General features: G+C 66.3%; 25 protein-coding genes and 1 pseudogene. 11 read left to right on the forward strand and 15 right to left on the reverse strand.

The features are described 5' to 3' along the window. Positions 1 to 88 precede the first annotated feature (88 nt). The 4 genes from EKK97_RS18055 to EKK97_RS18070 all read left to right on the forward strand — a co-directional run bounded on the left by EKK97_RS18055 (position 89) and on the right by EKK97_RS18070 (position 3077). On the forward strand, positions 89 to 745 hold the full coding sequence (locus tag EKK97_RS18055) for an ArsR/SmtB family transcription factor (protein ID WP_159553999.1): 657 nt from the start codon (positions 89 to 91) through the stop codon (positions 743 to 745). Positions 746 to 926: 181 nt separating this feature from the next. Beyond that, on the forward strand, positions 927 to 1550 hold the full coding sequence (locus EKK97_RS18060; protein ID WP_159554001.1) for a sigma-70 family RNA polymerase sigma factor: 624 nt from the start codon (positions 927 to 929) through the stop codon (positions 1548 to 1550). After that, entirely contained in the window at positions 1547 to 1804 is a 258-nt protein-coding gene (locus EKK97_RS18065; RefSeq protein WP_159554003.1) for an anti-sigma factor family protein, read from the forward strand. The genes EKK97_RS18060 and EKK97_RS18065 overlap by 4 nt, the downstream gene beginning before the upstream one ends. A gap of 19 nt (positions 1805 to 1823) precedes the next feature. Then, the gene (locus EKK97_RS18070) at positions 1824 to 3077 is read left to right on the forward strand and encodes a MerC family mercury resistance protein (protein WP_159554005.1); all 1254 of its coding nucleotides are present in this window, start codon (positions 1824 to 1826) and stop codon (positions 3075 to 3077) included. A gap of 36 nt (positions 3078 to 3113) precedes the next feature. Here the strand turns inward: EKK97_RS18070 and adhP are convergent, their stop codons facing one another. The 7 genes from adhP to pedF all read right to left on the reverse strand — a co-directional run bounded on the left by adhP (position 3114) and on the right by pedF (position 11420). Then, positions 3114 to 4142, reverse strand: coding sequence for an alcohol dehydrogenase AdhP (adhP, locus tag EKK97_RS18075; protein WP_201296917.1), 1029 nt, complete (start codon positions 4140 to 4142; stop codon positions 3114 to 3116). A 152-nt stretch (positions 4143 to 4294) separates the two neighbouring features. Next, positions 4295 to 5815, reverse strand: a complete 1521-nt coding sequence (gene exaC, locus EKK97_RS18080) for an acetaldehyde dehydrogenase ExaC (protein ID WP_159554007.1) — start codon at positions 5813 to 5815, stop codon at positions 4295 to 4297. Between the two features lie 269 nt (positions 5816 to 6084). After that, complete coding sequence (locus tag EKK97_RS18085; RefSeq protein WP_159554009.1) at positions 6085 to 7863, reverse strand: PQQ-dependent methanol/ethanol family dehydrogenase; 1779 nt, start codon at positions 7861 to 7863, stop codon at positions 6085 to 6087. 278 nt (positions 7864 to 8141) lie between these two features. Continuing rightward, positions 8142 to 9086: a quinoprotein relay system zinc metallohydrolase 1 gene (locus EKK97_RS18090; protein ID WP_159554011.1), complete on the reverse strand. Its 945-nt coding sequence runs from the start codon at positions 9084 to 9086 to the stop codon at positions 8142 to 8144. A 2-nt stretch (positions 9087 to 9088) separates the two neighbouring features. After that, the gene (locus EKK97_RS18095) at positions 9089 to 9913 is read right to left on the reverse strand and encodes a quinoprotein dehydrogenase-associated SoxYZ-like carrier (protein WP_159554013.1); all 825 of its coding nucleotides are present in this window, start codon (positions 9911 to 9913) and stop codon (positions 9089 to 9091) included. A 5-nt stretch (positions 9914 to 9918) separates the two neighbouring features. Further along, a complete protein-coding gene (locus EKK97_RS18100) occupies positions 9919 to 10899 on the reverse strand; it encodes a substrate-binding periplasmic protein (RefSeq protein ID WP_159554015.1) in 981 nt (326 codons plus the stop codon). A gap of 62 nt (positions 10900 to 10961) precedes the next feature. After that, a complete protein-coding gene (gene pedF / locus EKK97_RS18105; protein WP_159554017.1) occupies positions 10962 to 11420 on the reverse strand; it encodes a cytochrome c-550 PedF in 459 nt (152 codons plus the stop codon). Positions 11421 to 11713: 293 nt separating this feature from the next. Here pedF and EKK97_RS18110 point away from each other — a divergent pair, with 293 nt between their 5' ends. The 5 genes from EKK97_RS18110 to EKK97_RS18130 are packed head-to-tail and all read left to right on the forward strand — an operon-like array spanning position 11714 to position 15958. Then, entirely contained in the window at positions 11714 to 12181 is a 468-nt protein-coding gene (locus tag EKK97_RS18110) for a cupredoxin domain-containing protein (RefSeq protein ID WP_201296918.1), read from the forward strand. Between the two features lie 31 nt (positions 12182 to 12212). After that, positions 12213 to 13397 (forward strand): ABC transporter substrate-binding protein, encoded by a 1185-nt coding sequence (locus EKK97_RS18115; protein ID WP_159554019.1) that lies wholly within the window; start codon positions 12213 to 12215, stop codon positions 13395 to 13397. 49 nt (positions 13398 to 13446) lie between these two features. After that, positions 13447 to 14430, forward strand: a complete 984-nt coding sequence (locus EKK97_RS18120) for a YVTN family beta-propeller repeat protein (RefSeq protein WP_159554021.1) — start codon at positions 13447 to 13449, stop codon at positions 14428 to 14430. Beyond that, positions 14427 to 15155, forward strand: coding sequence for an ATP-binding cassette domain-containing protein (locus EKK97_RS18125; RefSeq protein ID WP_159554023.1), 729 nt, complete (start codon positions 14427 to 14429; stop codon positions 15153 to 15155). Before EKK97_RS18120 ends, EKK97_RS18125 begins: the two co-directional genes overlap by 4 nt. Continuing rightward, positions 15152 to 15958, forward strand: coding sequence for an ABC transporter permease (locus EKK97_RS18130; RefSeq protein WP_159554025.1), 807 nt, complete (start codon positions 15152 to 15154; stop codon positions 15956 to 15958). The genes EKK97_RS18125 and EKK97_RS18130 overlap by 4 nt, the downstream gene beginning before the upstream one ends. On the opposite strand, the gene EKK97_RS18135 is transcribed toward EKK97_RS18130, so the two are convergent. The 4 genes from EKK97_RS18135 to EKK97_RS24990 are packed head-to-tail and all read right to left on the reverse strand — an operon-like array spanning position 15955 to position 18368. Continuing rightward, positions 15955 to 16626 (reverse strand): ABC transporter ATP-binding protein, encoded by a 672-nt coding sequence (locus EKK97_RS18135; protein WP_201296919.1) that lies wholly within the window; start codon positions 16624 to 16626, stop codon positions 15955 to 15957. The two genes, EKK97_RS18130 and EKK97_RS18135, sit on opposite strands and share 4 nt — an antisense overlap. Continuing rightward, the gene (locus tag EKK97_RS18140) at positions 16619 to 17380 is read right to left on the reverse strand and encodes an ABC transporter permease (protein WP_234286738.1); all 762 of its coding nucleotides are present in this window, start codon (positions 17378 to 17380) and stop codon (positions 16619 to 16621) included. Before EKK97_RS18140 ends, EKK97_RS18135 begins: the two co-directional genes overlap by 8 nt. Next, positions 17377 to 17952 carry a substrate-binding domain-containing protein gene (locus tag EKK97_RS18145; protein WP_236551281.1) on the reverse strand — a complete coding sequence of 192 codons (576 nt, stop codon included), beginning with the start codon at positions 17950 to 17952 and terminating at the stop codon, positions 17377 to 17379. The genes EKK97_RS18140 and EKK97_RS18145 overlap by 4 nt, the downstream gene beginning before the upstream one ends. Then, positions 17916 to 18368 (reverse strand): substrate-binding domain-containing protein, encoded by a 453-nt coding sequence (locus EKK97_RS24990; protein WP_236551282.1) that lies wholly within the window; start codon positions 18366 to 18368, stop codon positions 17916 to 17918. Before EKK97_RS24990 ends, EKK97_RS18145 begins: the two co-directional genes overlap by 37 nt. Positions 18369 to 18500: 132 nt before the next feature. Between EKK97_RS24990 and EKK97_RS18150 the strand changes: the two genes are divergently transcribed. Next, positions 18501 to 19124: a rhodanese-like domain-containing protein gene (locus EKK97_RS18150; protein ID WP_159554027.1), complete on the forward strand. Its 624-nt coding sequence runs from the start codon at positions 18501 to 18503 to the stop codon at positions 19122 to 19124. 4 nt (positions 19125 to 19128) lie between these two features. After that, positions 19129 to 19809, forward strand: coding sequence for a response regulator (locus EKK97_RS18155; protein ID WP_159554029.1), 681 nt, complete (start codon positions 19129 to 19131; stop codon positions 19807 to 19809). On the opposite strand, the gene EKK97_RS24995 is transcribed toward EKK97_RS18155, so the two are convergent. From EKK97_RS24995 to EKK97_RS25005, 4 genes and pseudogenes are all read right to left on the reverse strand, one after another. Then, the gene (locus EKK97_RS24995) at positions 19791 to 21182 is read right to left on the reverse strand and encodes an ATP-binding response regulator (RefSeq protein WP_422673577.1); all 1392 of its coding nucleotides are present in this window, start codon (positions 21180 to 21182) and stop codon (positions 19791 to 19793) included. The two genes, EKK97_RS18155 and EKK97_RS24995, sit on opposite strands and share 19 nt — an antisense overlap. After that, a pseudogene (locus tag EKK97_RS25000) lies at positions 21156 to 22381 on the reverse strand (PAS-domain containing protein); the annotation flags it as partial. The pseudogene EKK97_RS25000 and the gene EKK97_RS24995, both read right to left, overlap by 27 nt. Continuing rightward, entirely contained in the window at positions 22371 to 23561 is a 1191-nt protein-coding gene (gene nosP / locus EKK97_RS18165) for a nitric oxide-sensing protein NosP (RefSeq protein ID WP_159554031.1), read from the reverse strand. The pseudogene EKK97_RS25000 and the gene nosP, both read right to left, overlap by 11 nt. A 117-nt stretch (positions 23562 to 23678) precedes the next feature. Beyond that, positions 23679 to 24356 (reverse strand): ATP-binding response regulator, encoded by a 678-nt coding sequence (locus tag EKK97_RS25005; protein ID WP_236551284.1) that lies wholly within the window; start codon positions 24354 to 24356, stop codon positions 23679 to 23681. Between the last annotated feature and the right edge of the window lie 123 nt (positions 24357 to 24479).

Below are 24479 nucleotides of genomic sequence, written 5' to 3' on the forward strand. Positions count from 1 at the left end.
ATCATTCAATGAATTGATAGAATAATGGATATAGATAACTTCACCTGTCAAGTGCACACTGTGCTGCCGACGCCCCTCGGAGAGACTCATGACCTCGCAACAGGACCTTCTCGATACGCTGGCCCAGGTCGCACGCGCCTTGGGTAATGGGCACCGCCTGGCGTTGCTGGAGCGCCTGGCCCAGGGTGACGCCGCAGTCGAAACCTTGGCCAACACCACCGATCTGACGATCGGCAATGCCTCCCAGCACCTGCAGCATCTGCGCCGGGCGGGGCTCGTCACGGCCCAGCGCTCCGGCAAGCAGATGATCTACCGCCTGACCGATGAGCGGATCGTCAACCTGCTGGGCCTGCTCAGGCAGGTGGCCGAGACCAACCTGGCCGAGATGGAGCGTCTGGTCAGTCGGCTGTTCGCGGAGGATGACGCCGATGGCGTTCTGGAGGCGGTCAGCCGGGACGAGTTGCTGGCAGGGCTTGCCAGCGGCGAGGTGACACTGCTGGATGTGCGCCCCGAGGAGGAGTACGAAGCTGGCCACCTGCCCGAGGCGATCAATATCCCACTGGAGCAGTTGGAAGACATGCTGGGCAAGCTGCCCAAGGACAGGGAGATCGTTGCCTACTGCCGTGGCCCCTATTGCGTCCTGTCGCACGAGGCCGTACAACGCCTGCGTCAACTCGGCTATCGAGTCCGACGCTTCGAGGAAGGGTATCCGGAGTGGAAAGCGGCGGGGCTGCCCATCGCATGACCCGAGGAAGGAGTGGGAACCGAAACGCAAGGCGAAGCGTCCCTGCCATGCCCGAGCGCTTGCCCAACGAGGGCGAGCGGACCATGCTCGAAGAGGTATCGCCATGTCGTGGGCAGGTTCACTTCTTGACCAACCACTGTCGCAGCCACGCGTCCCGTCTCGGGTCGCCACGGGGGCCAGCATGCGTTTCGACGAAGCCGCCAGCCGGCGGGAGTGGTTCGAGCGGCACCTGGCACCGCTGATGGACCGCCTCTACGGCACGGCGCTGCGGCTCACTCGCCACCCCGCCGACGCCGAGGATATCGTGGCAGAGACGGTGGCCAAGGCCTGGACGCAGCTCGATCGGCTGCGCGATCCCCAGCGCTTCGAAGGCTGGCTGTTCCATATCCTCACCAACACCTTCATCAGCGAATGGCGCAAGCGGCGCTGCCGCCCATCGGCTTGCTCGGGCGAGACCACCGAGCCCAGCGAACTCGATAGCGCCAGCTTCACGCTGTTCCAGCAGCTGCATCAGCCCTTCCTGCTGTGGTGGGGCAGTCTCGAGGAGCAGTTTTTCAACGGCCTGCTGCAGGAGGACCTGGAGCGGGCACTGGATGCCCTGCCCGATGCCTACCGGGTGACGATTGTACTGGTCGAGGTGCAGGGCTATACGTATGAAGAAGTCGCGAGCCTGCTCGGTGTCCCGCTCGGCACCGTACGCTCGCGCTTGAGCCGGGCGCGCTCCCAGTTGCAGAAGTCGCTGTGGGAGCAAGCCAGGGAGGCGGGCATGACGTTCGGCAAGGGAGACGGAGGAGCGCAGAGATGAGCCCGAAAGCCATGAGCTGCGAAGAAGTCATCGAGCGTCTCTTCGACTACCTCGACCGGGAGCTCGACCCGCGGCAGACGGCCGATATCGAATGGCACCTGAGTCGTTGCCGCGACTGTTTCACACGCGCCGAATTCGAACGACGACTACGGGCCAGGGTAGTGGCCACCGGTACGGCAAAGGCCCCGCCACGGCTGCACCAGCGCATTCGGACCTTGCTCGATCGCTTCGACGAGTCCGACACCACCCGCTGACCCGTGAGGAGAACGCCTCATGGTGGCTATCCTAGGTTACTCCCGCCCGCAGATCCTGGCTGCGGTACAGGAGATGTATACGGCGGTGGCGGACTCCCCGACGTCCCCCTTTCATTTTCCCGTCGGCAGCGAGGCCAGCCGGCGCCTCGGCTATCCGCCCGAGCGTCTGGCCGCGTTGCCTTCCGAGATACGCGATGCCTTTGCCGGCGTCGGTTATCCCTTTCGTGCAGAGGCCATCCGTCGCGGCGATCGAGTGCTCGACATCGGCGCCGGAGCAGGTGGCGATGCGCTGATCGCGCGCCAATTGGCTGGCCCACAAGGTCGGGTCATCGCCCTCGACTTGACCGCGGCCATGACGCGCCGGCTCCAGCAGGCCACCGAGCGCCACGGCATTGAGGGGCTCGCCGTGGTGCAGGGCTCCGCCGAACAGCTGCCGCTGCCCGATGCCAGCATCGACAGTATCACTAGCAACGGTGCCCTCAACCTGGTGCCGGACAAGCGCCGCGCCGTGAAGGAAATGTTTCGCGTGCTCAAGCCACACGGACGCGTACAGCTGGCCGATGTGGTGATCCATCGCCCGGTATCGGTCGACTGCCACGAGGACCCGCGCCTGTGGGTCGAGTGTGTGGTGGGTGCCACGGTGGAGGAGGAACTGCTGGCACTGTTCGAGGAAGCCGGTTTCGAAGACATCAGCGTGGTCGATAGCCATGACTACTTCGCCCTGAGTCCCAGCCCTCAAACCCGCGAAATCGCCGCCAGCTTCGGTGCTCACTCGGTCGAAATCGGCATGCGCCGCGGTGCGACGAGCCCCGCCTGGACCCAGCGTTGGCGTCGACGGCTCGATCCGCGACGCTGGCTAAGGCTGTGGTATCGCCGCGGCCTGTTCGGGATGCTGGCGCTCATATTGGCGCTACTGAGCTGCTACGGCACCTTGGCGCTGGTCGTCCTGCTGCCGCTGCTAGGCGTTCACCTGGCCCTCGACGAAGGACTCTGGGCCGGCGCCATTGCCACCCTGGCGCTGGTCACCCTGGCCAGCGTCGCCGCCGGCATACGTCGGCACCGTACTCCATGGCCCACTCTGGTGGGAGCTGTCGGTTCGCTGCTCATCCTCCATGCCCTGTTCATCGATTACTCCATGGCACAGGAGCTGAGCGGCTTCGTGCTGCTGGCCGCCGCCGTGGCGTGGGACCTCCGCCAGCGTCGGCGGCATGAAGCCAGTGTCCTGGGGTTGAAGGACAGCGAAGAAAAAAAGCGCGACCTGGGTCGCGCCTGAAAGTCGCCAGCGATTGGCGACGAGAGAGCATTCGTTTCAGCTGGCCAGGTCGAGCACCACTCGGCCTTCGATCTTGCCTTCGTGAAGACGCTGGAAGACATCATTGATATTTTCCAACCGGTCGGTGCTCACCGTGGCCTTGACCTTGCCCTCACCGGCGAAGTCGAGCGACTCCTGCAGGTCCTGGCGGGTGCCGACGATGGAACCACGCACGGTGATGCCGTTGAGCACGGTCTCGAAGATCGGTAACGGGAAATTGCCGGGCGGCAGGCCGTTGAGTGAAATGGTACCGCCGCGGCGCACCATGCCCTGGGCCTGCTCGAAGGCCTTGGGCGACACCGCCGTGACCAGCACGCCATGAGCGCCGCCGATGGTCCTCTTGAGATAGGCCACGGGATCGGTCTTGGCCGCGTTGACCGTAACGCTCGCCCCCAGCCGCTCGGCCAGCGCCAGCTTGGTGTCGTCAATGTCCACGGCGGCCACGTTGAGGCCCATGGCCTTGGCGTACTGCACCGCCATGTGGCCCAGGCCGCCAATGCCAGAAATGACCACCCACTGGCCTGGGCGGGTGTCGGTGACCTTGAGTCCCTTGTAGACGGTGACGCCGGCGCACAGCACCGGAGCGACTTCGACGAATCCGACATTATCCGGCAGATGGCCGGCGTAGTCGGCCACCGCCAGGGTGTAGTCGGCGAAGCCACCGTTGACCGAATAGCCAGTGTTCTGCTGCGACTCGCACAGGGTTTCCCAGCCGCCCAGGCAGTGCTCGCAGTGGCCGCAGGCGGAGTGCAGCCAGGGCACGCCGATACGGTCGCCCTCCTTGAGGTGCTTGACCCCGGCGCCGACGGCGGCGACGTGGCCCACGCCTTCGTGGCCGGGAATGAAGGGCGGATTGGGCTTGACCGGCCAGTCGCCGTGGGCGGCGTGCAGGTCGGTATGGCATACGCCGGAGGCAGCGATCTTGACCAGCACCTCGCCGGGGCCGGGACGCGGTACCTCAACCTCCTCGATGGCAAGCGGTTCGCCGAACTTGCGCACCACGGCGGCTCTCATCGTCTTGTCCATAGCCTTGCTCTCCTTATCTCTCCTGTCGTGTCGGACGGCAGTTGCCGAGCGACGGAATTAACGCAATCGCCAGGGCCTGGAGTGGTGGGCCACTCTCGAAAAAAGAGGAAGGACGCCGCCCGGTCGGGCGGCGTGATTCACGACATGCTGGCTCAGAAGAAGCCGAGCGGGTTGATGTCGTAACTGACCAGCAGGTTCTTGGTCTGCTGATAGTGCTCGAGCGCCACCTTATGGGTCTCGCGGCCGACGCCGGACTTCTTGTAGCCGCCGAAGGCGGCGTGAGCCGGATACTGGTGGTAGCAGTTGGTCCAGACGCGGCCGGCCTGGATGCCACGACCCATGCGGAAGGCGACGTTGATGTCGCGGCTCCACACCCCGGCGCCGAGGCCGAACTCGGTGTCGTTGGCGATGGCCAGCGCCTCGGCCTCGTCCTTGAAGGTGGTCACCGCCACCACCGGGCCGAAGATCTCCTCCTGGAACACACGCATCTTGTTGTTGCCCTTGAGCAGCGTCGGCTGGATGTAGTAGCCCTTGTCGTAGGCCGGATCGAAGCTCTCCTTGTCGCCGCCGGTGAGGAACTCGGCGCCCTCCTCGCGGGCGATGTCCATGTAGGACATGATCTTGTCGAACTGCTCCTGGGAGGCCTGGGCGCCGACCTGAACGTCGGTGTCCAGCGGATTACCGCGCTTGATCTTGCCCACCCGCTCCATGACCTTGGCCATGAAGGCGTCGTAGATGTCTTCCTGGATCAGCGCCCGCGACGGGCAGGTGCACACCTCGCCCTGGTTGAAGAACGCCAGCACCAGGCCCTCGGCGGCCTTCTCGATGAACTCCGGCTCGGCGTCCATGATGTCGGCGAAATAGATGTTGGGCGACTTGCCGCCCAGCTCCACGGTGGAGGGAATGATGTTGTCGGCGGCGCACTTGAGGATATGCGCACCCACCGGGGTGGAGCCGGTAAAGGCGATCTTGGCGATACGCTTGCTGGTGGCCAGGGCCTGGCCCGCCTCGGCGCCGTAGCCGTTGACCACGTTGACCACGCCCGGCGGCAACAGGTCGCCGACCAGCTTCATCAGCTCGAGCACCGAGGCCGGGGTCTGCTCGGCGGGCTTGAGCACCACGCAGTTGCCGGCAGCCAGCGCCGGTGCCAGCTTCCACACCGCCATCAGCAGCGGGAAGTTCCACGGGATGATCTGCCCCACCACGCCCAGCGGCTCGTGGAAGTGGTAGGAGACGGTGTTGGCGTCGATATCGGCCGCCGTGCCCTCCTGGGCGCGGATACAGCCGGCGAAGTAGCGGAAGTGGTCGATGGCCAGCGGCAGGTCGGCGTTGAGCGTCTCGCGCACCGCCTTGCCGTTGTCCCAGGTCTCGGCCACGGCCAGCATTTCCAGGTTCTGCTCGATGCGGTCGGCCATCTTGAGCAGGATGTTGCTGCGCTCGGTGGCTGAGGTCTTGCCCCAGGCGGGAGCGGCGGCGTGTGCGGCATCCAGCGCCTTCTCGATGTCTTCGGCGGTGGAGCGCGGGATCTGGCAGAACACTTCGCCGTTGACCGGGCTGACGTTGTCGAAATACTGGCCCTTCACCGGAGGCACGAACTCACCGCCGATGTAGTTGCCGTAGCGCTGTTCGAAGGTAATGACGGAACCGGACTGACCGGGATTGGCGTAGATCATGATGCATGCTCCTGGGTTGCGTTGTTGTTGCTCAGTGGTGGCTGAAGGCAGCGATGGCTGCAGCTTTCACGGGCCACCAATATGCTGTGTTCAAAATGGCTCCCCTTGCTTCTCTCGTCCGGCGCGCCAGAGATTGCCAAGTGGTGTTGGCCGGCCTCAGTTCGCAGTGTAGATAACCTTGAGGTGCGTACCTCATCCTCCCTTGGGGGCATTGGGGAGGGTCTTTGGTAGTAGGCTGCCGGGCCCGCTTCGGGCCCGGCAGACTGGGCCTACTGCGCGTACTCTCGCGGCAGCTTGAAGGTCCACAGCATGCCGCCCTGGTTGAAGTTCTTGATCACCTCGGCGACCTCGCCGCCCCACAGCGGCACCGCGCCGCCCCAGCCCGAGGCCACCGAGACGTACTGCTCGCCGTCCATCTCCCAGGTGATCGGCGTGCCGACCACGCCCGAGCCGGTGTTGAAGCCCCACAGCTCCTCGCCGGTGGTGGCATCGAATGCCTTCAGGTAACCCTCGGGCGTGCCAGTGAATACCAGGTTGCCGGCAGTGGTCATCACGCCGCCCCACAGCGGCGCACGATTCTCGTAGCGCCACACTTCCTCGCCGGTGCGCGGATCGACCGCCCGCAGCACGCCGATGAAGTCGTCGTTGATGGGCCGGATGGTGAAGCCGGCCCCCAGATAGGCCGCCCCCTTGCGGTAGGAGACCGGCTCGTTCCAGATGTCCATCATCCACTCGTTGGAGGGAATGTAGAAAAGGCCGGTATCCTGGCTGTAGGCCATGGGGTTCCAGTTCTTGGCCCCGAGGAAGGCCGGATACGCCTCCACCGCCTCGCCTCGCTCACCCTCGGCATCGGCCGGGTTGCCCGGACGCCCCGCGGGGTTGTAGATGGGGCGGCCGTTCTCGTCGAGACCCTCGGCCCAGCTGATCTTGTCGGCAAACGGGAAGCCGCGAATGAACTCGCCGCTCTCGCGGTTGAGCACGTAGAAGAAGCCGTTGCGATCCGCGGTGGCCGCGGCCTTGACCAGGCTGCCGTTCTCCTCGTAGTCGAAGGAGATCACCTCGTTGACACCGTCGTAGTCCCAGCCGTCGTTGGGCGTGGCCTGGAAGTGCCACTTGATGGTGCCGTCATCCGGATCGATGGCCAGCCGAGACGAGGTGTAGAGGTTGTCGCCGGGGCGCAGGTGCGAGTTCCACGGCCCCGGGTTGCCGGTACCGATCAATAGGCTGTGGGTGTCGGCATCGTAGAAGCCGCCCAGCCAGGGCGCACCGCCGCCCTGCTGCCACATGTCGCCCGGCCAGGTCTGCCCCGCCTCACCGCCGGTAATGCCGTTCTCGACCGCCTCGCCGTTCTCGAAGACGTAGCCCATGTGGCCCTCGATCACCGGCCGGGTCCACAGCTCGTCCCCGGTCTCGGCATCGAAGGCATAGACGGTACCCACCACGCCGAACTCGCCCCCGGCCACCCCAGTGATGATCTTGCCATCGATCACGATGGGTGCCGCCGAGATTGCATGGCCCGCCTGGTAGTCGGCCACGCGCTTGATCCACTGCACGTTGCCGGTTTCGCGGTCGAGGGCCACCAGGCGCGCATCCAGCGTGCCGAAATAGACCTTGTCGCCGTAGATGGCCGCACCGCGGTTGACCACGTCACAGCAGGGCATGATGCCATCGGGCAAACGCGCCTCGTACTGCCAGATCTCCTCGCCGGTATGCGCATCCACCGCCCACATACGCGAGTAGGAGCCGGTGATGTACATGACGCCATCCTTGACCAACGGCTGCGACTCCTGGCCGCGCTGCTTCTCGCCACCGAAGGAGAAGGCCCACACCGGCCTCAACTGATGGACGTTGTCGGTATTGAGGGTCGTCAGCGGGCTGTAGCGCTGGCCGTGCAGCCCCATGCCGTTGGTGACGACCTGATCGGTGGCCAGGTGATCGTTGAGCATGTCGTCGAAGGTGACGGCCTGGACCTGGGTGGAAATGGCGACGGCAAGGGTCGTCAGGGCAAAAGGCCTGGCCAGCTTGCCGAAGGGAATTGGCTGGATCATGACGCTCTCCGAAGGGGCAGTGAGTCAACGGTTGTTATTCGGGTTCCAGCGCCTTCGAACCGGCGCCTCGCCTCTCAATCTGTGCCATCGTTGACTGGCCGGCCATGGCCAACAGGGACGACACACCCTCCTCTCTTGGTCGTACTACCTAACGAAATCGAACACGAAAAAGTCCGCTTATAATGAAAAAAGCCACCCTCTTTCATTCAAGAAATGAAAGTAGAATGGCAAGCCATGCGCGACATGAAGTGGTAGAAATAAATCAGCGCTTCGTCAGCTCACCCTCCCTCGGAAATCAATGCGAGAGCCTCGCGTTCATAGCGCCCATAAAGATGACTGACGCTACGGATCAGCTCATGGCGAGCGACGGCAATCTCGTCGAATCGCTCGGGAATGGGCAGCGCCATGACTTCGCTTGCGGTCAGCCCCTGGCGGGCTGCCTCGCGCAGGGTGTCGTCCAGCCAGCCGAGGTAGTCATGCATCTGCTCGAAGGGAACCGTGCCTTCCACCACCGGGCCGTGGCCAGGCACCAGGTAGCGAAAATCGAGTGCTTCCAGCTCACGCAGCTCCTCGCGCCAGACGTCCAGCCCCGGGGTGTGCGGCGTGGTTGGCGCGCGCTGGTAGAACACCAGGTCAGCGGCCAGCAGTACGCCGGCCGTATGGTCGAGCAGCACCAGGTCGGCTCCGGAGTGGCCGCTCATGGCAATCAATTCGATATCGCGACCATCCAGCGTCATGCGGCCCGGCGTGATCCCTCGGGTGGGAAGCACGACCTCGGTACCGCGCATCCAGTCGCCCAAGGCTCGATAGAGATTGTCGGAGAAGTCGTCGCCCTGCTCGGCGAGGCGCTGAATGGTGCCCTCCAGGGCGTAGAGCGACTCCGGATCGAAGGCCTGGTTACCGAAGACATGGTCGGGGTGGTGATGCGAAAGAAATACGTGAGTGACAGGCAGGTCGGTCACCGTCCCGATCGTCTCACGCATCTGCTCGCCATAGCGTCGCGTGGGGCCGGTGTCGAAGACGATCACACCCGCGTCGGTCACGATGAAGGCGGTGTTGACGATATTGCCACCATTGTCGCGTGCAAAATCCTCGGTCACGCCTTCGAACAGCCACACCCCCTGGGCGATTTCCACTGGCTGAAGCGCATAACGGTAGTCGTCGGCCAAGGCGACGTGACAGCCAAGGGCCAAGCTGATGAGCAGCAAAATCAGGTAGCGCATGCTCAGCCTCCCAACCGGCTTTCGAAGACATTACCACCGTTGTCGCGCATCCATAGGGTGATGCCGTCCTCCTTCCCATCGTGCTCCAGGTCGAAGACGAACAGCGGGTTCTCGGAGGCCGATTCGGATAGCGACATGCTGGCGAGGCGTCCCTGATCGCTGGCGCCGCGCAGCTCCAGATGCTCGATGTGAAAGCGCGGAATATGGCTCACCATGCCGGAGTCCATCGGGTGCATCAGTTGCGCCTTCAGGCGGGCGCCGGCCAGACCGCCGGCCGGGCTGAACAGGGCGCCACGCAGTTGGCCGAAGCTGGCTGCCCAGTCGGGATTGCTGGCGGTGGCGCTGGGCGCGGTACAGCCGCCTCCGGCAGCCTCCACGTGAGCGCTGCCGACGTGCCAGCGGCCCTGTTCGTCGCGTACCGCAGCGCGCACGGTGGAGGCCTGCTGGATACGAAAGTTGAGCGCGACGGTGCGCACCTCGGCCGCCTCGGGTCGCAGGGTGAAGAGATGCGGCACCGGGTTGAGATCGATCCAGGTAACGACCTCCGCCACCTCATGTTCGAAGGCCGAGAGATCCACGGTCAGCGGCACCTGGGTCGCATCCTCGGCGAAGTGCGGCACCTTGAGCACGACCCGGTCGCTGTGGCGGATGTCGGCGGCCTCGCCCAGGTAGCGCGCCAGGTTGTAATGCCACATCGGCGAGCGGTAGGGATCCTCGGGCGGCTCAGCCAGCGCCGCTCCGACGAGCAGCCAATACAAGACAGTCAACTGGCTCAGCGCGACCAGCCAGCCGCACCAACGCCTCCTGTCGCGGTAAGTCGGTCGCATGGCCGTCACTCCGCCGGGCCGAGGATCTCGGCATAGAAGTCGGGAGTGCGATAGACGAGGCCATGGGCCTGGAAGACGTCGTTCAGGCTACCGTCGCGTACCGCCCGGTCGACGATCGCCTCGATGGCGTAGCCCAGTTGGCGGTGGCTGTCGCGCACCGCCATGCCGATATCCCACTGCTGGCGGGAGATACCCGGAAAGAGCGTATCGGCAAGGCGAAAGTCGCGCTCGGGGAACTGTGCCACGAAGTGCTCGAGCTCGCCGCGCATGGCCATTATCCCGGCCACCTCTCCTCGCTCCATGGCGGCGAAAGCGTCACCGACGTCGCGATAGTGGCGTACGTTGTCGCGCAGCTGACCGGCCATTGTGGCCGTTAGGTAGGTCGCCGGCAGGGTGTCGTATTCGGCGCCGATACGCGCTTGGCGAAAGCTGCCCAGGGTGGGCGCTTGTGTCAGTTGTCCAGCGTCGTAGGCGATGGCCCACTGCTCCTGCTGGTAGGGGCCGAACATCACCACGCTCTTGTTGATGTACTCGCCGGTGGAGTCGCGCATGTAGGAGAAGTTGCGGTCGTAAGGTACGCGCAGCATGACGTCGGCCACCTGGGTCGGGCGCAGATAGTGGCCGCGTGAAACGTTGTTGCCGAGATCCCGCCCCAGGCTCTCGCCCGGTGTGATCCAGAACGGCCGGAATTCCACGCCCAGCCCATCGGCAATGGCACGGCCGATCTCGGCATCGATGCCGCGCGCCTCGCCATGTTCGTCGCGATAGGAGTAGGGGGGAAAGTTCTCGTACAGCCCCACATTGAGATGTCCCGATGCCACCACCTCATCGAGATCGCGCAGCGCCGGGCGACGCAACAGCTCGGCACTCGACTCGCCGCCCGCCACCTCGACGGCGGCAACGCGCAGCGCCACCGTCGAGAGTTCCGTGCCCCAGGCCGGCGTCAGGCACAGCAGCGTTAGCGCAAAGACAAAACCCTTCCACATATGCACTTCCTCCCGACGCGGCTTCCTGGTGTGATTTCCCTCAGGAAACGCTGAACAAATCCTCAGGGTGACACCGATTCGATATAGGTCTTGATCGCCCAGATGGCCGTCTGGTCGAGGTTCGCCTTGAATGAGGGCATGCCCCGCTCGGTGCCGTTGAGCACGCGCTGGATGAAGTACTCGTCGTCCCATTCCTCGAGCTCGCGCAGGTCCGGGGTCAAACCACCCGACTTGGCCTGGATGCCGTGGCAGACGGCGCAGTTGCCGGCATAGCCGCGCTCGCCCACGGCGACGGCCGTGTCATGCTCCTCTGCGTGCTGATTGCCTGGCCGGAACGGGTTCTCCATCAGGGGCGCCTCGCCCAGGTCGGGCAGCCCCTGGGTGTCGACCTCCTGCGGCGTGACATCTCCATGCCCCAGGGCAACGCTGGCGGCACCCAGCGACAGGCCGAGAAGCGAAGCGACGGCGGTGCGTCGGACGAAAGCGGTCAGGGAGACGGCTGGGGTAGTCGTGGGGTTCATGGGGGCACCTGCTTATTGACGTTGTCGTGACGATTCACCCTGGGCTGCCGCGATGCGCTTGGACCACGGCAGGTTGAATCGAGTCTAGGTAGCGCACCGGCGCCACCGCATCGCCACTTTCCGGCTCTTCGCCGTCCTTCCTTGGTAGTAGTTCGCTCTGACCACAGTGCTCCCGTCTTACGCCCTTGGGAGGAGCGCAAGGGCTCCATGGTGTCATGGGCCGGCTCGGGACGAAGTGCTGAACTGCTCCATACCCCCGCGCAGATATGCACCACGACAACAAGGAAAACGACATGCCTTACGCACCCTCCGCCTCGCCGGCCACACGCTCCACACGCCGTTATGTCAGCGCGCTACTCGCCGCGGCGCTCGGTTTCTCATCCTCCCTGGCCTTGGCCGCCGGGGACCTGGCCAACCGACCAGAGCGCCTGGAGCGTCTGGTGATCGGCACCGGCGAGAGCATGCTCGGCGTCTCGGTGCGCGAGCATCAACTGGAAACCGGCCAGTCCTACCGCCTGGTGATCGAGGCCACCGGCATGCAGGAGTGCGCCTGGGTCGCCCCCGGCTTCTTCAAGAATGCCTGGCTGCGCAAGGTCGAGGTGGGCAATGTCGAGATCAAGGCACCCACCCTGACCGAGCTGGAATTCGAACGGGAGGGCGAGGCAGAGCTGTTCTTCGTCCCCATCCGCCCCGGCACCTACGAGTGGGCCTGCGCCGGCCTGGAAGAGCGCGGCGTGAGCGGCACCTTCGTCGTGCAGTGACGAACGCGAGCCTCGCGACAAGGAGCCCATCATGCAGACCCCGACAATCATGCAGCGTGCGGCCTCGGCCCTGCTGCTGAGTGGAGCGCTGCTCGCTCCCCTGGCCCAGGCCGACGAACTGGAGGTGCGGCTCGGCTACCTGCAGTGGCAGCCCGACCGCGGTCCGGCCCTGGCCCGGTTGACGCCCGAGCCCGAGGACGCCGGCCTGCAGGGCGCCCGCCTGGCGGTCGGCGACAACCTGAGCACCGGCCGTTTCCTCGGCCAGCACTACCAGTTGGAGAGCGCCATGCTCGACAGCGAGGAAGCGCTGCTGGAAGCCCTCACCGCCATGCTCGACGACGGCATCGAGCTGGTCGTGCTGAATACCCCGGCAGCGACCCTGCGCCAGGCAGCCGAGATCAGCAGCGACCGCGCCCTGCTGTTCAATGCCGGTGCGCGCGACGTCGCGCTGCGGCTCGACGACTGCTCGCCCTACCTGCTGCATACCGCCCCCAGTCACGCCATGCTGACCGACGCCCTGGCCCAGTGGCTCAACCTGCGCCGCTGGCGCTCGGTATTCCTGATCCACGGCCAGAGCGACGACGACCGCGCCTGGGCCGACGCCTTCCGTCGCTCCGCCGGAAAGTTCGGCCTGAACGTGGTGGCCGACAAGGCCTGGACCTTCGAGGCCGACATGCGCCGCAACGCCTCCTCCGAGCTGCCGCTGTTCACCCAGGGACCCGACTATGACGTGGTGGTGGTGGCCGACGAGCGCAACGACTTCGGCGATTTCGTGCCCTTCAACACCTGGCTGCCAAGGCCAGTGGTAGGCACCCAGGGCATGGGGCCCGATGCCTGGCATCCTGCCATCGAGGCCTGGGGGGCGGCGCAATTGCAGAGCCGCTTCGCCAGGCAGGCCGAGCGCCCCATGACCGGCACCGACTACGCCGCCTGGGCGGCGATCCGCGCCGTGGGCGAGGCGGTGACGCGCACCGAGAGCGACGACATGGAAACCCTGCGCGCCTACCTGCTCGACGACGACTTCGAGCTGGCCGCGTTCAAGGGCCGGCCGCTCAGCTTCCGCGATTGGAATGGCCAGCTACGCCAGCCGGTGCCCCTTGCCCACCCCAACGGCCTGGTGGCCATGGCGCCCTTCGAAGGCTTTCTCCACCAGCGTACCGAACTGGACACCCTGGGCTACGACCGTCCGGAAAGCCGTTGTCGCCTGCGCGACTGACGCCTTGCCCCGCCGATCTCCTTTCCCGCCAACCGACAGGAGCAGAACAATGAAACTCCCCCTCCGTCTCGCCGTCGCTGCCTTGATGCTCGGTCTCACCACGCCGCTGTGGGCCGCCAGCCTGGCCTACGTTTCCAACGAGCGCGACCACACCATCTCGGTGATCGACATGGCCTCGCTGGAAGTCATCGACACCTTCCCCGTCGGCCAGCGCCCTCGCGGTATCCTGCTCTCCCCCGACGAGCGTCTTCTCTACATCTGTGCCAGCGACGACGACGCCGTCCAGGTGGTCGACCTCGCCACGCGCAAGGTGATCGACACCCTGCCCTCCGGCGAGGACCCGGAGCAGTTCGCCCTGCACCCCGATGGCCGTCACCTCTATATCGCCAACGAGGACGATGCCCTGGTCACCGTGCTGGACGTGGAGACCAAGCGCGTGCTGGCCCAGATCGAAGTGGGTATCGAGCCCGAAGGCATGGGGATCAGCCATGACGGACGCTGGGCGGTGAACACCAGCGAGACCTCCAACATGCTGCACTGGATCAATACCGAGACCCTGGAGATCGAGAAGAACATCGTGATCGGCGCCCGCCCGCGCCACGTGGAGTTCACCCGTGACGACGCCCTGCTTTGGGCCTCGGCGGAGATCGGCGGCACGGTGCACATCATCGACGTCGAGAGCCACGAGGAGATTCATACCATCGACTTTCGCATTCCGGGCGTGAACCAGGACCGCGTCCAGCCGGTGGGCATTCAGCTCACCTCCGATGGGCGCTATGCCTTCGTCGCCCTGGGCCCGGCCAATCACGTGGCGGTGGTGGACGCCCAGACCTTCGAGGTACTCGACTATCTGCTGGTGGGCGCGCGGGTGTGGCAGGTGGCGCTGAGCCCCGACGAGAAGACCCTGCTCACCACCAACGGCGTCAGCGGCGACGTCTCGGTGATCGACGTCGACAAGCTGGAAGTGGTCAAGAGCATCGACGTGGGCCGCTTCCCATGGGGCGTCAAGATTACCTCAGGGCACGAGTCATGAACGTGGAAGCTCGGGACATCGGCTACCGCTATCGGCGTCATCCGGTCCTGCAGGAGGTCAGCTTCACGCTGGCCTCCGGCCGTTTCCATGCCCTGCTGGGGCCCAACGGTGCCGGCAAGTCGACCCTGTTCGGCCTGATGACACGGCTGCTGGCCTTGCAGCAAGGCGACCTGCTGCTGGGTGGTCGCTCACTCAAGCGGCAGCCCGCCGCGGTGATGCGTTACCTGGGCGTGGTCTTCCAGCACAACGCCCTGGACCTGGACCTGAGCGTGACGCAGAACCTCAGGTACCACGCGGCGCTGCACGGCCTGTCGCCCCGCCAGGCGCGCCAGCGCTGCGACGAGGAGCTGGAGCGCCAGCAGCTCGTCGAGCACTCCCGCACGCCGGTACGCCGGCTCAACGGCGGCCACCGCCGGCGGGTGGAGATCGCCCGGGCGCTGCTGCATCGCCCCGCCCTGCTACTGCTCGACGAGCCCACCGCCGGCCTCGACCTCGACAGCCGCGCAGCGCTCAACGCCCATGTTCGTGAGCTATGCCGCGAGCGCGGGCTCACCGTGCTGTGGGCCACCCACCTGATTGAAGAGGTCGCACCGCAGGACCAGGTCATGGTGCTCCACCGCGGCCGGTTGCTGGCCGCCGAGTCGGGCGAGGCGCTCTGCCGTCACCACGGCGGCGCCAGCCTGACGGAGACCTTCAACACCCTGACCCGGGAGGCCGTGGCATGAACCCGCGCGACTACTGGTACTGCTTCATCGGCGTGCAGCAGCGCGAATGGCTGCGTTTCTGGCAGCAGCGCACCCGCTTCGCCAGCGCCCTCGTGCGACCCTTGCTCTGGCTGGTGGTGTTCGCCGCCGGCTTTCGCATGGCGCTGGGGGTGTCGATCAACCCGCCCTACGTCACCTACACCACCTACGAGACCTATATCGTCCCCGGCCTGTGCGGCATGATCATCCTGTTCAACTCCATGCAGGGAGCGCTCTCGATGGTCTACGACCGCGAGCTGGGCTCCATGCGGGTGCTGCTCACCAGCCCGCTGCCGCGCCCCTTCCTGCTGTTGACCAAGCTTTTGGCCATGGGCAGCGTCTCGCTGGTACAGGTCTACGCGTTCCTGCTGATCGCCCGCTGGGGGGTGGGCGTGCGCCCGCCGCTGGAGGGTTACCTGGCGGTGCTGCCTGCCCTGTTGCTGGCGTCATTGATGCTCGGCGCCCTGGGCCTGCTGATCGCCACCTGGGTCAAGCAGCTGGAGAACTTCGCCGGGGTCATGAACTTCGTCATCTTCCCCATGTTCTTCCTTTCCTCGGCGCTCTACCCACTATGGCGGATGCAAGAGGCGAGCCCTTGGATCTATCGGCTGTGCCAGCTCAACCCCTTCACCCACGCCGTCGAAACCCTGCGCTTTGCGCTCTATCTGCAGTGGAACGGCGAGGCAATCGCCATCACCCTGGCCACGACCCTGGTGCTCGCGGCGCTGGCGATCGGCGGCTTCCGCCCGCAGCGCACCAGCCTGCTGGGAACGCGCCCCGCCTAGGCGGGGCTCGCTGCCTCCCGTCCCAACGCCTCCAGACGCCGGGCGAGACCGGCGAAGCAGGCCGAGGTGGAGTCGAGCGCGCCATCGAATTGCAGGCAGGCGGGTCGCCCCGCCAGGTACCAGATGCGGTTGGCCAGCGCCTCTGCGTCGCGTACCTCGTGGGTCACGCAGATCATGGCCATGTCGGGAAACTGCTTCAGCAGCTCGCGGATCAGCCCTTGGAGTTCGACGGCGCGCTGCGGGTCGAGGGAGGCGAACGGCTCGTCGAGCAGCAGCAGGTCGGGGCGCACGGCCAGGCAGCGCGCCAGGGCGGCACGGCGGGCCATGCCCAGCGAGAGCTGGTCGGGATAGAGATCGGCGGCGTCCGCCAGCCCGACCCTCGCCAGCAGCGGGGCCACCTGATCGCGGCTCACCCCGACCAGGCGCAGGTTGTCGCGCAGCGTACGCCAGGGCAGCAGGCGGTGCTCCTGGAACAGGTAGCCGACACGCAGCGCCGGCCGCGGCTGCCCCGGCTCCAGGCCGGCGAGTCGGTTGAGCAGGGTGGTCTTGCCGGTGCCGGAGGGGCCCAGCAGGCAGATGTGATCGCCCCGCGCCACCTGCAGCGTCATCGGCGCCAGGATGGGATGGCCGGCGGGTACACTGAACTCAGGCATGCTGGGCTTAGACATGTTGGACTCCCGCGCGACGCCAGCGCGAAGCATGCCGCTCCAAGGGCTGCAGGATGGCGAGTTCGATCAACTGCACGATGGCGATGAAGGCCAGGCTGTAGGCCAGCAGCCCCGCCACGTCGAAGACCTGAAACGCCAGGTGCAGCTGGAAGCCGACGCCGTCGGAGCGCCCCAGCAGCTCGACCACCAGCACGATCTTCCAGATCAGCGCCAGCCCGCCGCGGGTCGCCGCCATCAGGTAGGGAAACAGCTGCGGCAGCCATACGTGCAACAGCCGCTTGAGCGAGGAGAAATCATAGACCCGGGCCATCTGTTCCAGGCGTGGGTCGAGGCTTCGCGCGCCCTCGCGCAGGGTAACGGCCACATTGGGCACCTTGTTGATCACCACCGCCAGGATCGCCGCGACCTCCACCAGGCCGAACCAGACATAGAGCAGGATGATCAGCACCAGCGCCGGCAGGTTGAGCAACAGCACCAGCAGCGGGTCGAGCAGCGCGTTGACCAACGCCAGTCGCCCCATGGCGATGCCGATCATCGTCCCCAGCGCCATGGCCAGCGCGAAGCTGATCAGCACCCGCTGCAGGGTGATCGCCAGGTGACGCTGCAATTCACCACTGGCGGCCTCCTGCTGCAGGGTATGCAGCACCGCCGGCGGTGAAGGCAGCAGCGAGGAGTCGAGCTGCCAGGCCAGCCACCACCACAGCGCCATCAGCAGCGGCAGCACCACCCAGCAGGCCAGCGGCGAGGATTTCACGGTGTCTCTCCCCCGCTCATGACGAACAGCCCCGCGGGCATGACCGCCTCCGGCGCGGTGCCGGCCAGTACCAGCAATCGCTGCAGTGCGCGCACGCGCTCCTCGTCCAGCGGTTCGGGGATGCCCTGCACGTAGCCTTGGCGCAGCGCTTCGAAGTGGGCATCGTCGCCGACCCGCATCAGCGGGCGCAGCGCTTTCCAATGATCCGGCTCGTCGCGCAGTTCCCGCTTGGCCTGTGCCACGGCAGTGGCGAAGCGCGCAAGCAGTGTCTCGTGGTCGCGCGCCCAGGTCTCGGGGAAGACATAACCGAGGATCGGCAGCCCCACTGGCATGTCGAGGTCCGCCAGCAGCGTCGCCATGGGCAGCGCCACCTCCGCCTCGCCAGCGGCGGTGAGCTCGGCGGCAAAGTGCCAGAAGGTCACCAGTACGTCGAGCTGGCCGCGCTTGAAAGCCTGGCTGAGCAGCGGCGGCGCGCCGAACTGCACCTCGGCCTCGCGCTCGAGTGCGAGGCCCCGGGCCTGTGCCGCCCGAGTCATCAGCACCCAGCTCTTGCTGTCGGGGCCGCCCGCCACGCCGATGCGCTTGCCGCGCAGGTCTTCGAGGTCGCGAATGGCTGCCCCGGAGGTGCCAGCACGTCGCCCATTTGGGAGGAATATGGCAGGTAACGGTAGGACTGCCCGGCGGCATGGCGCGCCTGGGCCCAGGTCAGGTCGACCACGGCGCCATGCACGTCGCCGCTGGAAACGGCAATGCGCGAGGCCGGCAGGTTGGCGACCAGGCGCACGTCGAGATCAAAGCCCGCCGCCTCGTCGAGACCGTGGCGCTCGAGATGGTCGAGCTCCCAGTGCGCGGTGCCGAACTGCAGCACGCTGAGCCGCAGCGTCGGCAGCGTCGGCAGCTCGGCACGCAGGGAATCGGCAGCCCCCAGCAGCAGCACGAAGAGCGCGAGGCGCAGCAGCGGGAGCGTTGGCAGGGTGCGTAGGCTCATGTCGTCAGCCTAGGCGCCCCTGGATCGCGGCAGAATAGTACTTTCGTGCTTCACGCTTCGCTACAAAGGTGCAATTCCGGACCACGCCAAAAGGCGGTCCCATAGCGACATGAGGCCACGGAATTTCTGCGCATGAGGATCGCACCACGCCATCTGCTCGTCATGTTCCTGGCGGCTCTCGGCTCGGCCGCCGTCGCAGCGCCACCGGGCGATGCGCTGCTGTTCTCGGAACGCGGTTATCGCATCGACCGCTACCGCAGCCCGACGCCCGAGGCGGCGCCCGGGGCCGTCACGGTGGATACCGAGGAGGTACGCGCCCTGCTGGGCGCGACGCCACCGGCGCTGGCGATCGATGTGATCAATCTCACCTTCCGTGACGGCCGCTTCCTGCAGACCGAACCGCACCGTTCGATACCGGGGGCGCTGTGGCTGCCCAATACCGGGCTCGGCCAGCTCGACGACGACTGGTACTACAGCCGGCACGACTGGGTGGGCTATTTGCTCGATACGGTCACAAGCGCCAGCGGCGGCGATACGAGCCATCCCGTCGTGGTGCTCTGCCGCTCCGACTGCTGGCTCTCGTGGAACGTCGTCAAGCGCCTGGCCGAGGCGGGGTTTCAACGACTTTACTGGTATCGTAATGGGATCGACAGCTGGGAAGCCGCCGGCCTGCCGCTGGAGGTCGTCACCCCTCGCCCACCGCCTTTTGCCGCTTATCATTTCGAGCCCGCCGAGGCTCTGCCACGAGGACAATAACAAGATGGAAGAGCACGCCCCCACCTATCGAATCCTGATCGCCGACGACCATCCGCTGTTCCGCGATGCCATTTCGCGCGTGGTCGGCGACGGCTTTCCCGGCAGCGAGCTGCTGGAGACGGAAAACCTCGAGGCGACGCTGGCCGTGACCGTCGACGAAGAGGACCTCGACCTGATCCTGCTCGATCTCAACATGCCCGGCATGAGCGGCCTGACCGGACTGATCCAGCTGCGCAACGAGGCCCCTACCATTCCGGTGGCGATCATCTCCGCCGAGGAGGACAAGAACGTGATGCTGCAGGCGGTCTCCTGCGGCGCGGTAGGCTTTCTCACCAAGTCCTCGCCCAAGGAGCAGCTGATCAAGGCCATCGCCCAGATACTCGAGGGCAACATCTACCTGCCCTCCGAGATCATGCGCGCCGGCAGCACCCGCCCCCAGGAGCCCAGCGAGCGCACCATCACCGCGGAACAGCTCGAGACACTGACCCGCAAGCAGTTGCAGGTGCTCGAGCACATGACCCGCGGGGAGTCCAACAAGATGATCGCCTACAACCTCAACATCGCCGAGACCACGGTGAAGGCCCATGTCTCGGCGATCCTGCGCAAGCTGGGTGTCAGCAACCGGGTACAGGCGATTCTCTCGGCCAGCGATATCGACTTCAGCCGCTACCTGCGCAAGCCCTGAGCGGCTTCGGCGTCGGCTTCCAGCGGCGCATCGGCCAGCAGCTGCTGCAGCGTGGTCCTCAGCCGCAGCGGCTTGACCGGCTTGTTGAGCAGCTGGAAGCCCAGCTCGCGAACCCGTTGGCGCAGTTCGCGGCTGTGGTCGGCGGTGATCACCAGCACCGGCAGCGGCGTTTCACGCTGGGCGTTGATGCGCTCCGCCAGCACCACGCCGCTGCGCTCATGGTCCAGGTGGTAATCGACGATCAGCGCGTCGGTGTCGTCGCGGGCCAGGCTGACCCGTTCTGCCAGGCGCTCCTCGCTCTCGGCCACCACCACCCGGCAGCCCCAGCGCTCGAGCAGGTGGCGCATGGCCAGGCAGATGGCGGGATCGTTGTCGACCACCCACAGGCGCCGGCCGGCGAGTTCGCGGCCGGCACCGCAGGAAACGGCCGCCCGGGGCTCGCCGGCCTGGAGCCGTTCGGCATAGGGCAGCGTAATGCCGAACAGCGTGCCCCGTCCGACCTGCGAGCGCACCCGCACCGGCTGGCGCAGCATGCGCGAGATCTTGTCGACGATGGAGAGGCCGAGGCCCAGGCCGCGATCGCGGGCGTGGACCGCCGCCGGCAGGCGTCGGAACTCCTGAAAAATGAGTTCACGCTCCTCCTCGGCGATACCGCAGCCGGTATCCAGCACCTGGATCTCGAGCCCCTCGCGACGGCGCCGACAGCCGAGCAGCAGGCGCCCGCTGGGGGTGTAGCGCACGGCGTTGCTCAGCAGGTTGCGCATTACCCGGGCGAGCAGCGAGGCATCGCTGCTGACCAGCGCCGACGAGGCCACATAGTGAAATTCCAGCCCTTCGCTGGCAGCCACCTGGCGATATTCGCGCGCCAGGCCATCGAGCAGGTCGCGGATGGCGAAGGGGGCGATCTCGGGCGTGACCACCCCCGCGTCCAGCTTGGAGATGTCCACCAGGGTACCGAGCAAGGTCTCCACGTCCTTCAGTGAGTGCCCCACCTGCTGGATCAATTCCAGGTTGGCGGCCGACATCTCCTGCTCCACCAACGCGCCGACGAACAGCCGCGCCGCATTGAGCGGCTGCAGCAGGTCGTGGCTCACCGCCGCCAGAAACTTGGTCTTGGAGAGATTGGCCGCCTCGGCCTCGGTCTTGGCCTCGCGCAGCTGGCATTCGGCGGCCAGGCGCTCCTCGATCTCCTCGCGCAGTTGGGCATTGACCCGGGTCAGCTCCACAGTGCGCTCACGGACTCGCTGCTCGAGGTTCTGGTAGGCGTGATGCAGCGCCTCGGAGGTGCGCCGCTGCTCGGTGATGTCGCGAATGAGCACGAAGAAACCGATCACGCTGCCGTCGTTGTCGCGATGCGGCACGTAGGCGCGCAGCAACACGCGGTGCTCGCCACCGGCATTCTGCTCGGGCAGCTCGAAGCTGATGCGCTCCCCGCCAGCACCCGCTTCAGATAGGGCATCAGGCGTGCGCAATGCTCCGCCGAGTGCAGGTCGCTGAGCGAGGAGCCCAGCAGCAGGTCGTGGGGCCAGCCGTACCACTCCTCGTAGACCCGGTTGGTGAACACGTAGCGCAGCTCGCGATCCAGGTAGGCGATCATCGCCGGCACCTGGTCGGTGATGGTGCGGATCCAGCGCTCCCGTTCGGCCAGCACCTCGGCCTGGCGAATGCGCTCGGTGATGTCGGTATAGGTGAGCACCTGACCGCCGCCCGGCATGGGATGACCGCGCACCTCGACCACGCGGCCATCGCTGAGGCGACGCTCGCAGGCCGGCAGCACGGCCTGGGCATCGGCGGGATCGACCAGCTCGCTCGCCGCCCCCAGCTCGGCCAATGCCACCGGCAGCGCCAGACCCTCGAGCCCGGTGAGCTGCGAGAAGCGCTGGTTGTGCATCTCCAGTTGGCCGTGGCGCGTGATCACCGCCACGCCCTGGGAGAGGCTGTCCAGGGTGGCCTGCAGCAGGCGCGACTTCTGGGCCAGGGCGTGTTCGCGCTGGGCATGCTCGTAGCGCTTGAGTTCGGTGATGTCGACGTAGAGGAACACCCGCCCGCCGCCGCGTATCGGCCGCTGGTTGACCTGCACCCAGCGCCCGTCGTGAAGCTGGTAGACGGTGCGCCCCTGGCGCTGCTTGAGCTGCTCGCTGACCACCAGCCCCGAGCTGAGCGCCAGCCGGCGCAGCTCCTCTAGCGTCATGCCGGCCCGCACCTCGATGCCGGCCGGGCGCCAGAACTCAGCGAAGCGGCTGTTGTAGCGCTGGATGCGCTGCTCGGCATCGAACAGTACGAAGGCATCGGTAATGCTTTCGATGGCATCGACCAGATACTGGTTGGCCTGCTCGGCACGCTCGCGTGCCTCGCCCAGCAGACGGTTGCTGGCGCGCAGCTCGTGCAGGGTCTGGTTGAGCGCACGGGTGCGTTCGCGCACCTGCTCGGCGAGCAACGCGGCATGCTCGAAGGCGGCATAGGGTGCGGTGCGCGGCAGGTTGCTCGATTCGACGCGCTCGATCAGCGCCGCGTTGATGCGCTGGAGCTTGGCGACCTGGCGCTCCAGCTCGCGTTCGCGCTCAGTGGCCACGGCGGGCCTGCCCGATGAACACGCCGCTGAAGGTCTGGTTGAGGTGCAGACCGCTGCAGTGTTCGCCGTAGGTGTTGAAACCGAGGATGCGCTCGCGCCGGTAGAACGCCTTGGCGGCCGCTTGCAGCCCGTCCTGCTCGAGTTCGAGGCGGCGCAGGAAGCAGTCGCAGCCGATGATGCACTCGGCGGGCCCCAGGCGTTCGGCGATAGTATCGATCTCGCGTCCGAGATCCGCCAGCAGGTCGCTGCTCTGCATGGCGGTGAGTACGATGCCGGTCTCCACCGCACAGTAGAAGCTCAGGCTGAGGTCGGGATTGACGCCCTGGATGGCGCGTACGTAGGTCTTGTCGTGGAGCCTGACCGCCAGCGGATGGCGGGCGAACAGCTCGGGGCTGAGCGCCTCCACCGGGCAGCCCACCAAGCGCGCATACTCCAATGCGGCGGGCTCGGCATTGAGTTCCAGCACCCGGCGACGCTCGCGATCGGCGGCGGTGACGACCAGCTTCTCGCCGCGCGGGCGCAGGTGATGGGTCGAGAGCACCTCGAAATCCAGCTCGGTGTTGACCATCAGCACCACGGCGGCGCGATCATGGAAGGCCCCTTCGCCGTAGACGTGGGTACCGGTCAGGCGGTTGTCATCACCGGCGCTGCCACCGAAGTGGGGGATGCCGGCCAATACCGAGGTCAGGGTCAGCAGCACCAGCTCCTCGCAGGCCGAGAGGCCGTCGAGCAGGGTCATGGCGAAGGTGTGGCCCTTGAGCGGCGCCACCCCCGAACGGGTGCAATGTTCCATCAACTGGTCGGTGATGCGCTGGGCGTCGAGCAGGGTGAAGCGGTCCAGCTCGCGGATCAGCCGGTAGTCGAGGGCAAAGGCACGGCGATCGAAGCCTACCGCCACGATGGAGCCGCGCGAGTAGCCCTCGACGCCCAGCTCACCCGCCGTGGTGCAGCCGCACAGCTTGACGCCCCCCAGGTGGGCCTCCAGCGCCGCCGCCAGGGCCGGCAGATCGTATTCGGCGGAACAGAAGAACAGCACGCCTTCCAGGTAGGGGTTGAGCAACTGGCTGGCCAGGTACTGGGCGGCCTGCTCGGGATCGCTGGCGGAGGTCTGCGCCACCCACAGCGGTCCATCCAGTGCGACTGCGCCACTCTCCTGCGGCACCGCTAGCGGCAATTGCATGTCAGGCCTCTCGCAATCCAGATACTCGCTTTCAGTCTATGCCTTGATGCAGGGCAGCAACATAGCACTTGAGTGTCGAAGCCCAGATCAGGAGATAGGACCAAGGTCGTAGACCTCTCAGCGCGACTCGCGACCGAGCAGCTGGCTCAATACGGCGCGCAGCTTGCCCGGCCGCACCGGCTTGTGCAACAGCGGGAGGTCGAGCCCGGCCAGGCTTCGCCGCCACTCCTCGGAGCGGTCCGCGGTGATCACTACCGCCGGCAGCGTTGGCTGTCGCCAGTGTCGGCGCAGTTTCTCCACCAAGCGATCGCCCGTTTCTCCTGCATCCAAGTGCAGGTCCACCAGCAGTACGTCGGGCGCGGCGAGCCCCTGGGCCAGCGCCTCGTCAAGATCGTGGGCGGTATGGCACTCCATGCCCCACTGCTCGAGCAGCGCCTGCATGCCCAGCAGGATACGACTGTCGTTGTCCACCACCAGCATGCGCCGGCCCTGCAACGGACTCTCGGGCAACGCCGTCACGCTCGCTGCCTCCAGGGCGGGAGAAGGCTGGCCGATCGGCACCCGCACGGCAAAACGCGAACCGCGGCCCGGCCTGGACGTCACTTCTATCGCCATGTCCAGGCGCTGGCAGATCCGCTCGACGATTGCCAGGCCCAGCCCCACGCCCTGGCGATTGCGAGCCCGTTCGGCATTGAGCTGGTGGTACTCCTCGAAGATCGCCTGGAGCTGATCGGCGGGAATGCCAGGACCGCTGTCGTGCACCTCGATGGAGACGGCGTCGCCCCTGCGCCGCACGCCAGCAACACGCTGCCCGACTCGGTGTAGCGACAGGCATTGGAAAGCAGATTACGCAGCACCCGGCCGAGCAGCCGAAAGTCGCTGTCGACGCATAGCGAACTCTCCACGCAGCGAAAGCGC

The organism is Billgrantia tianxiuensis (assembly GCF_009834345.1).
In the GTDB taxonomy this organism is placed as follows: Bacteria; Pseudomonadota; Gammaproteobacteria; order Pseudomonadales; family Halomonadaceae; genus Halomonas; species Halomonas tianxiuensis.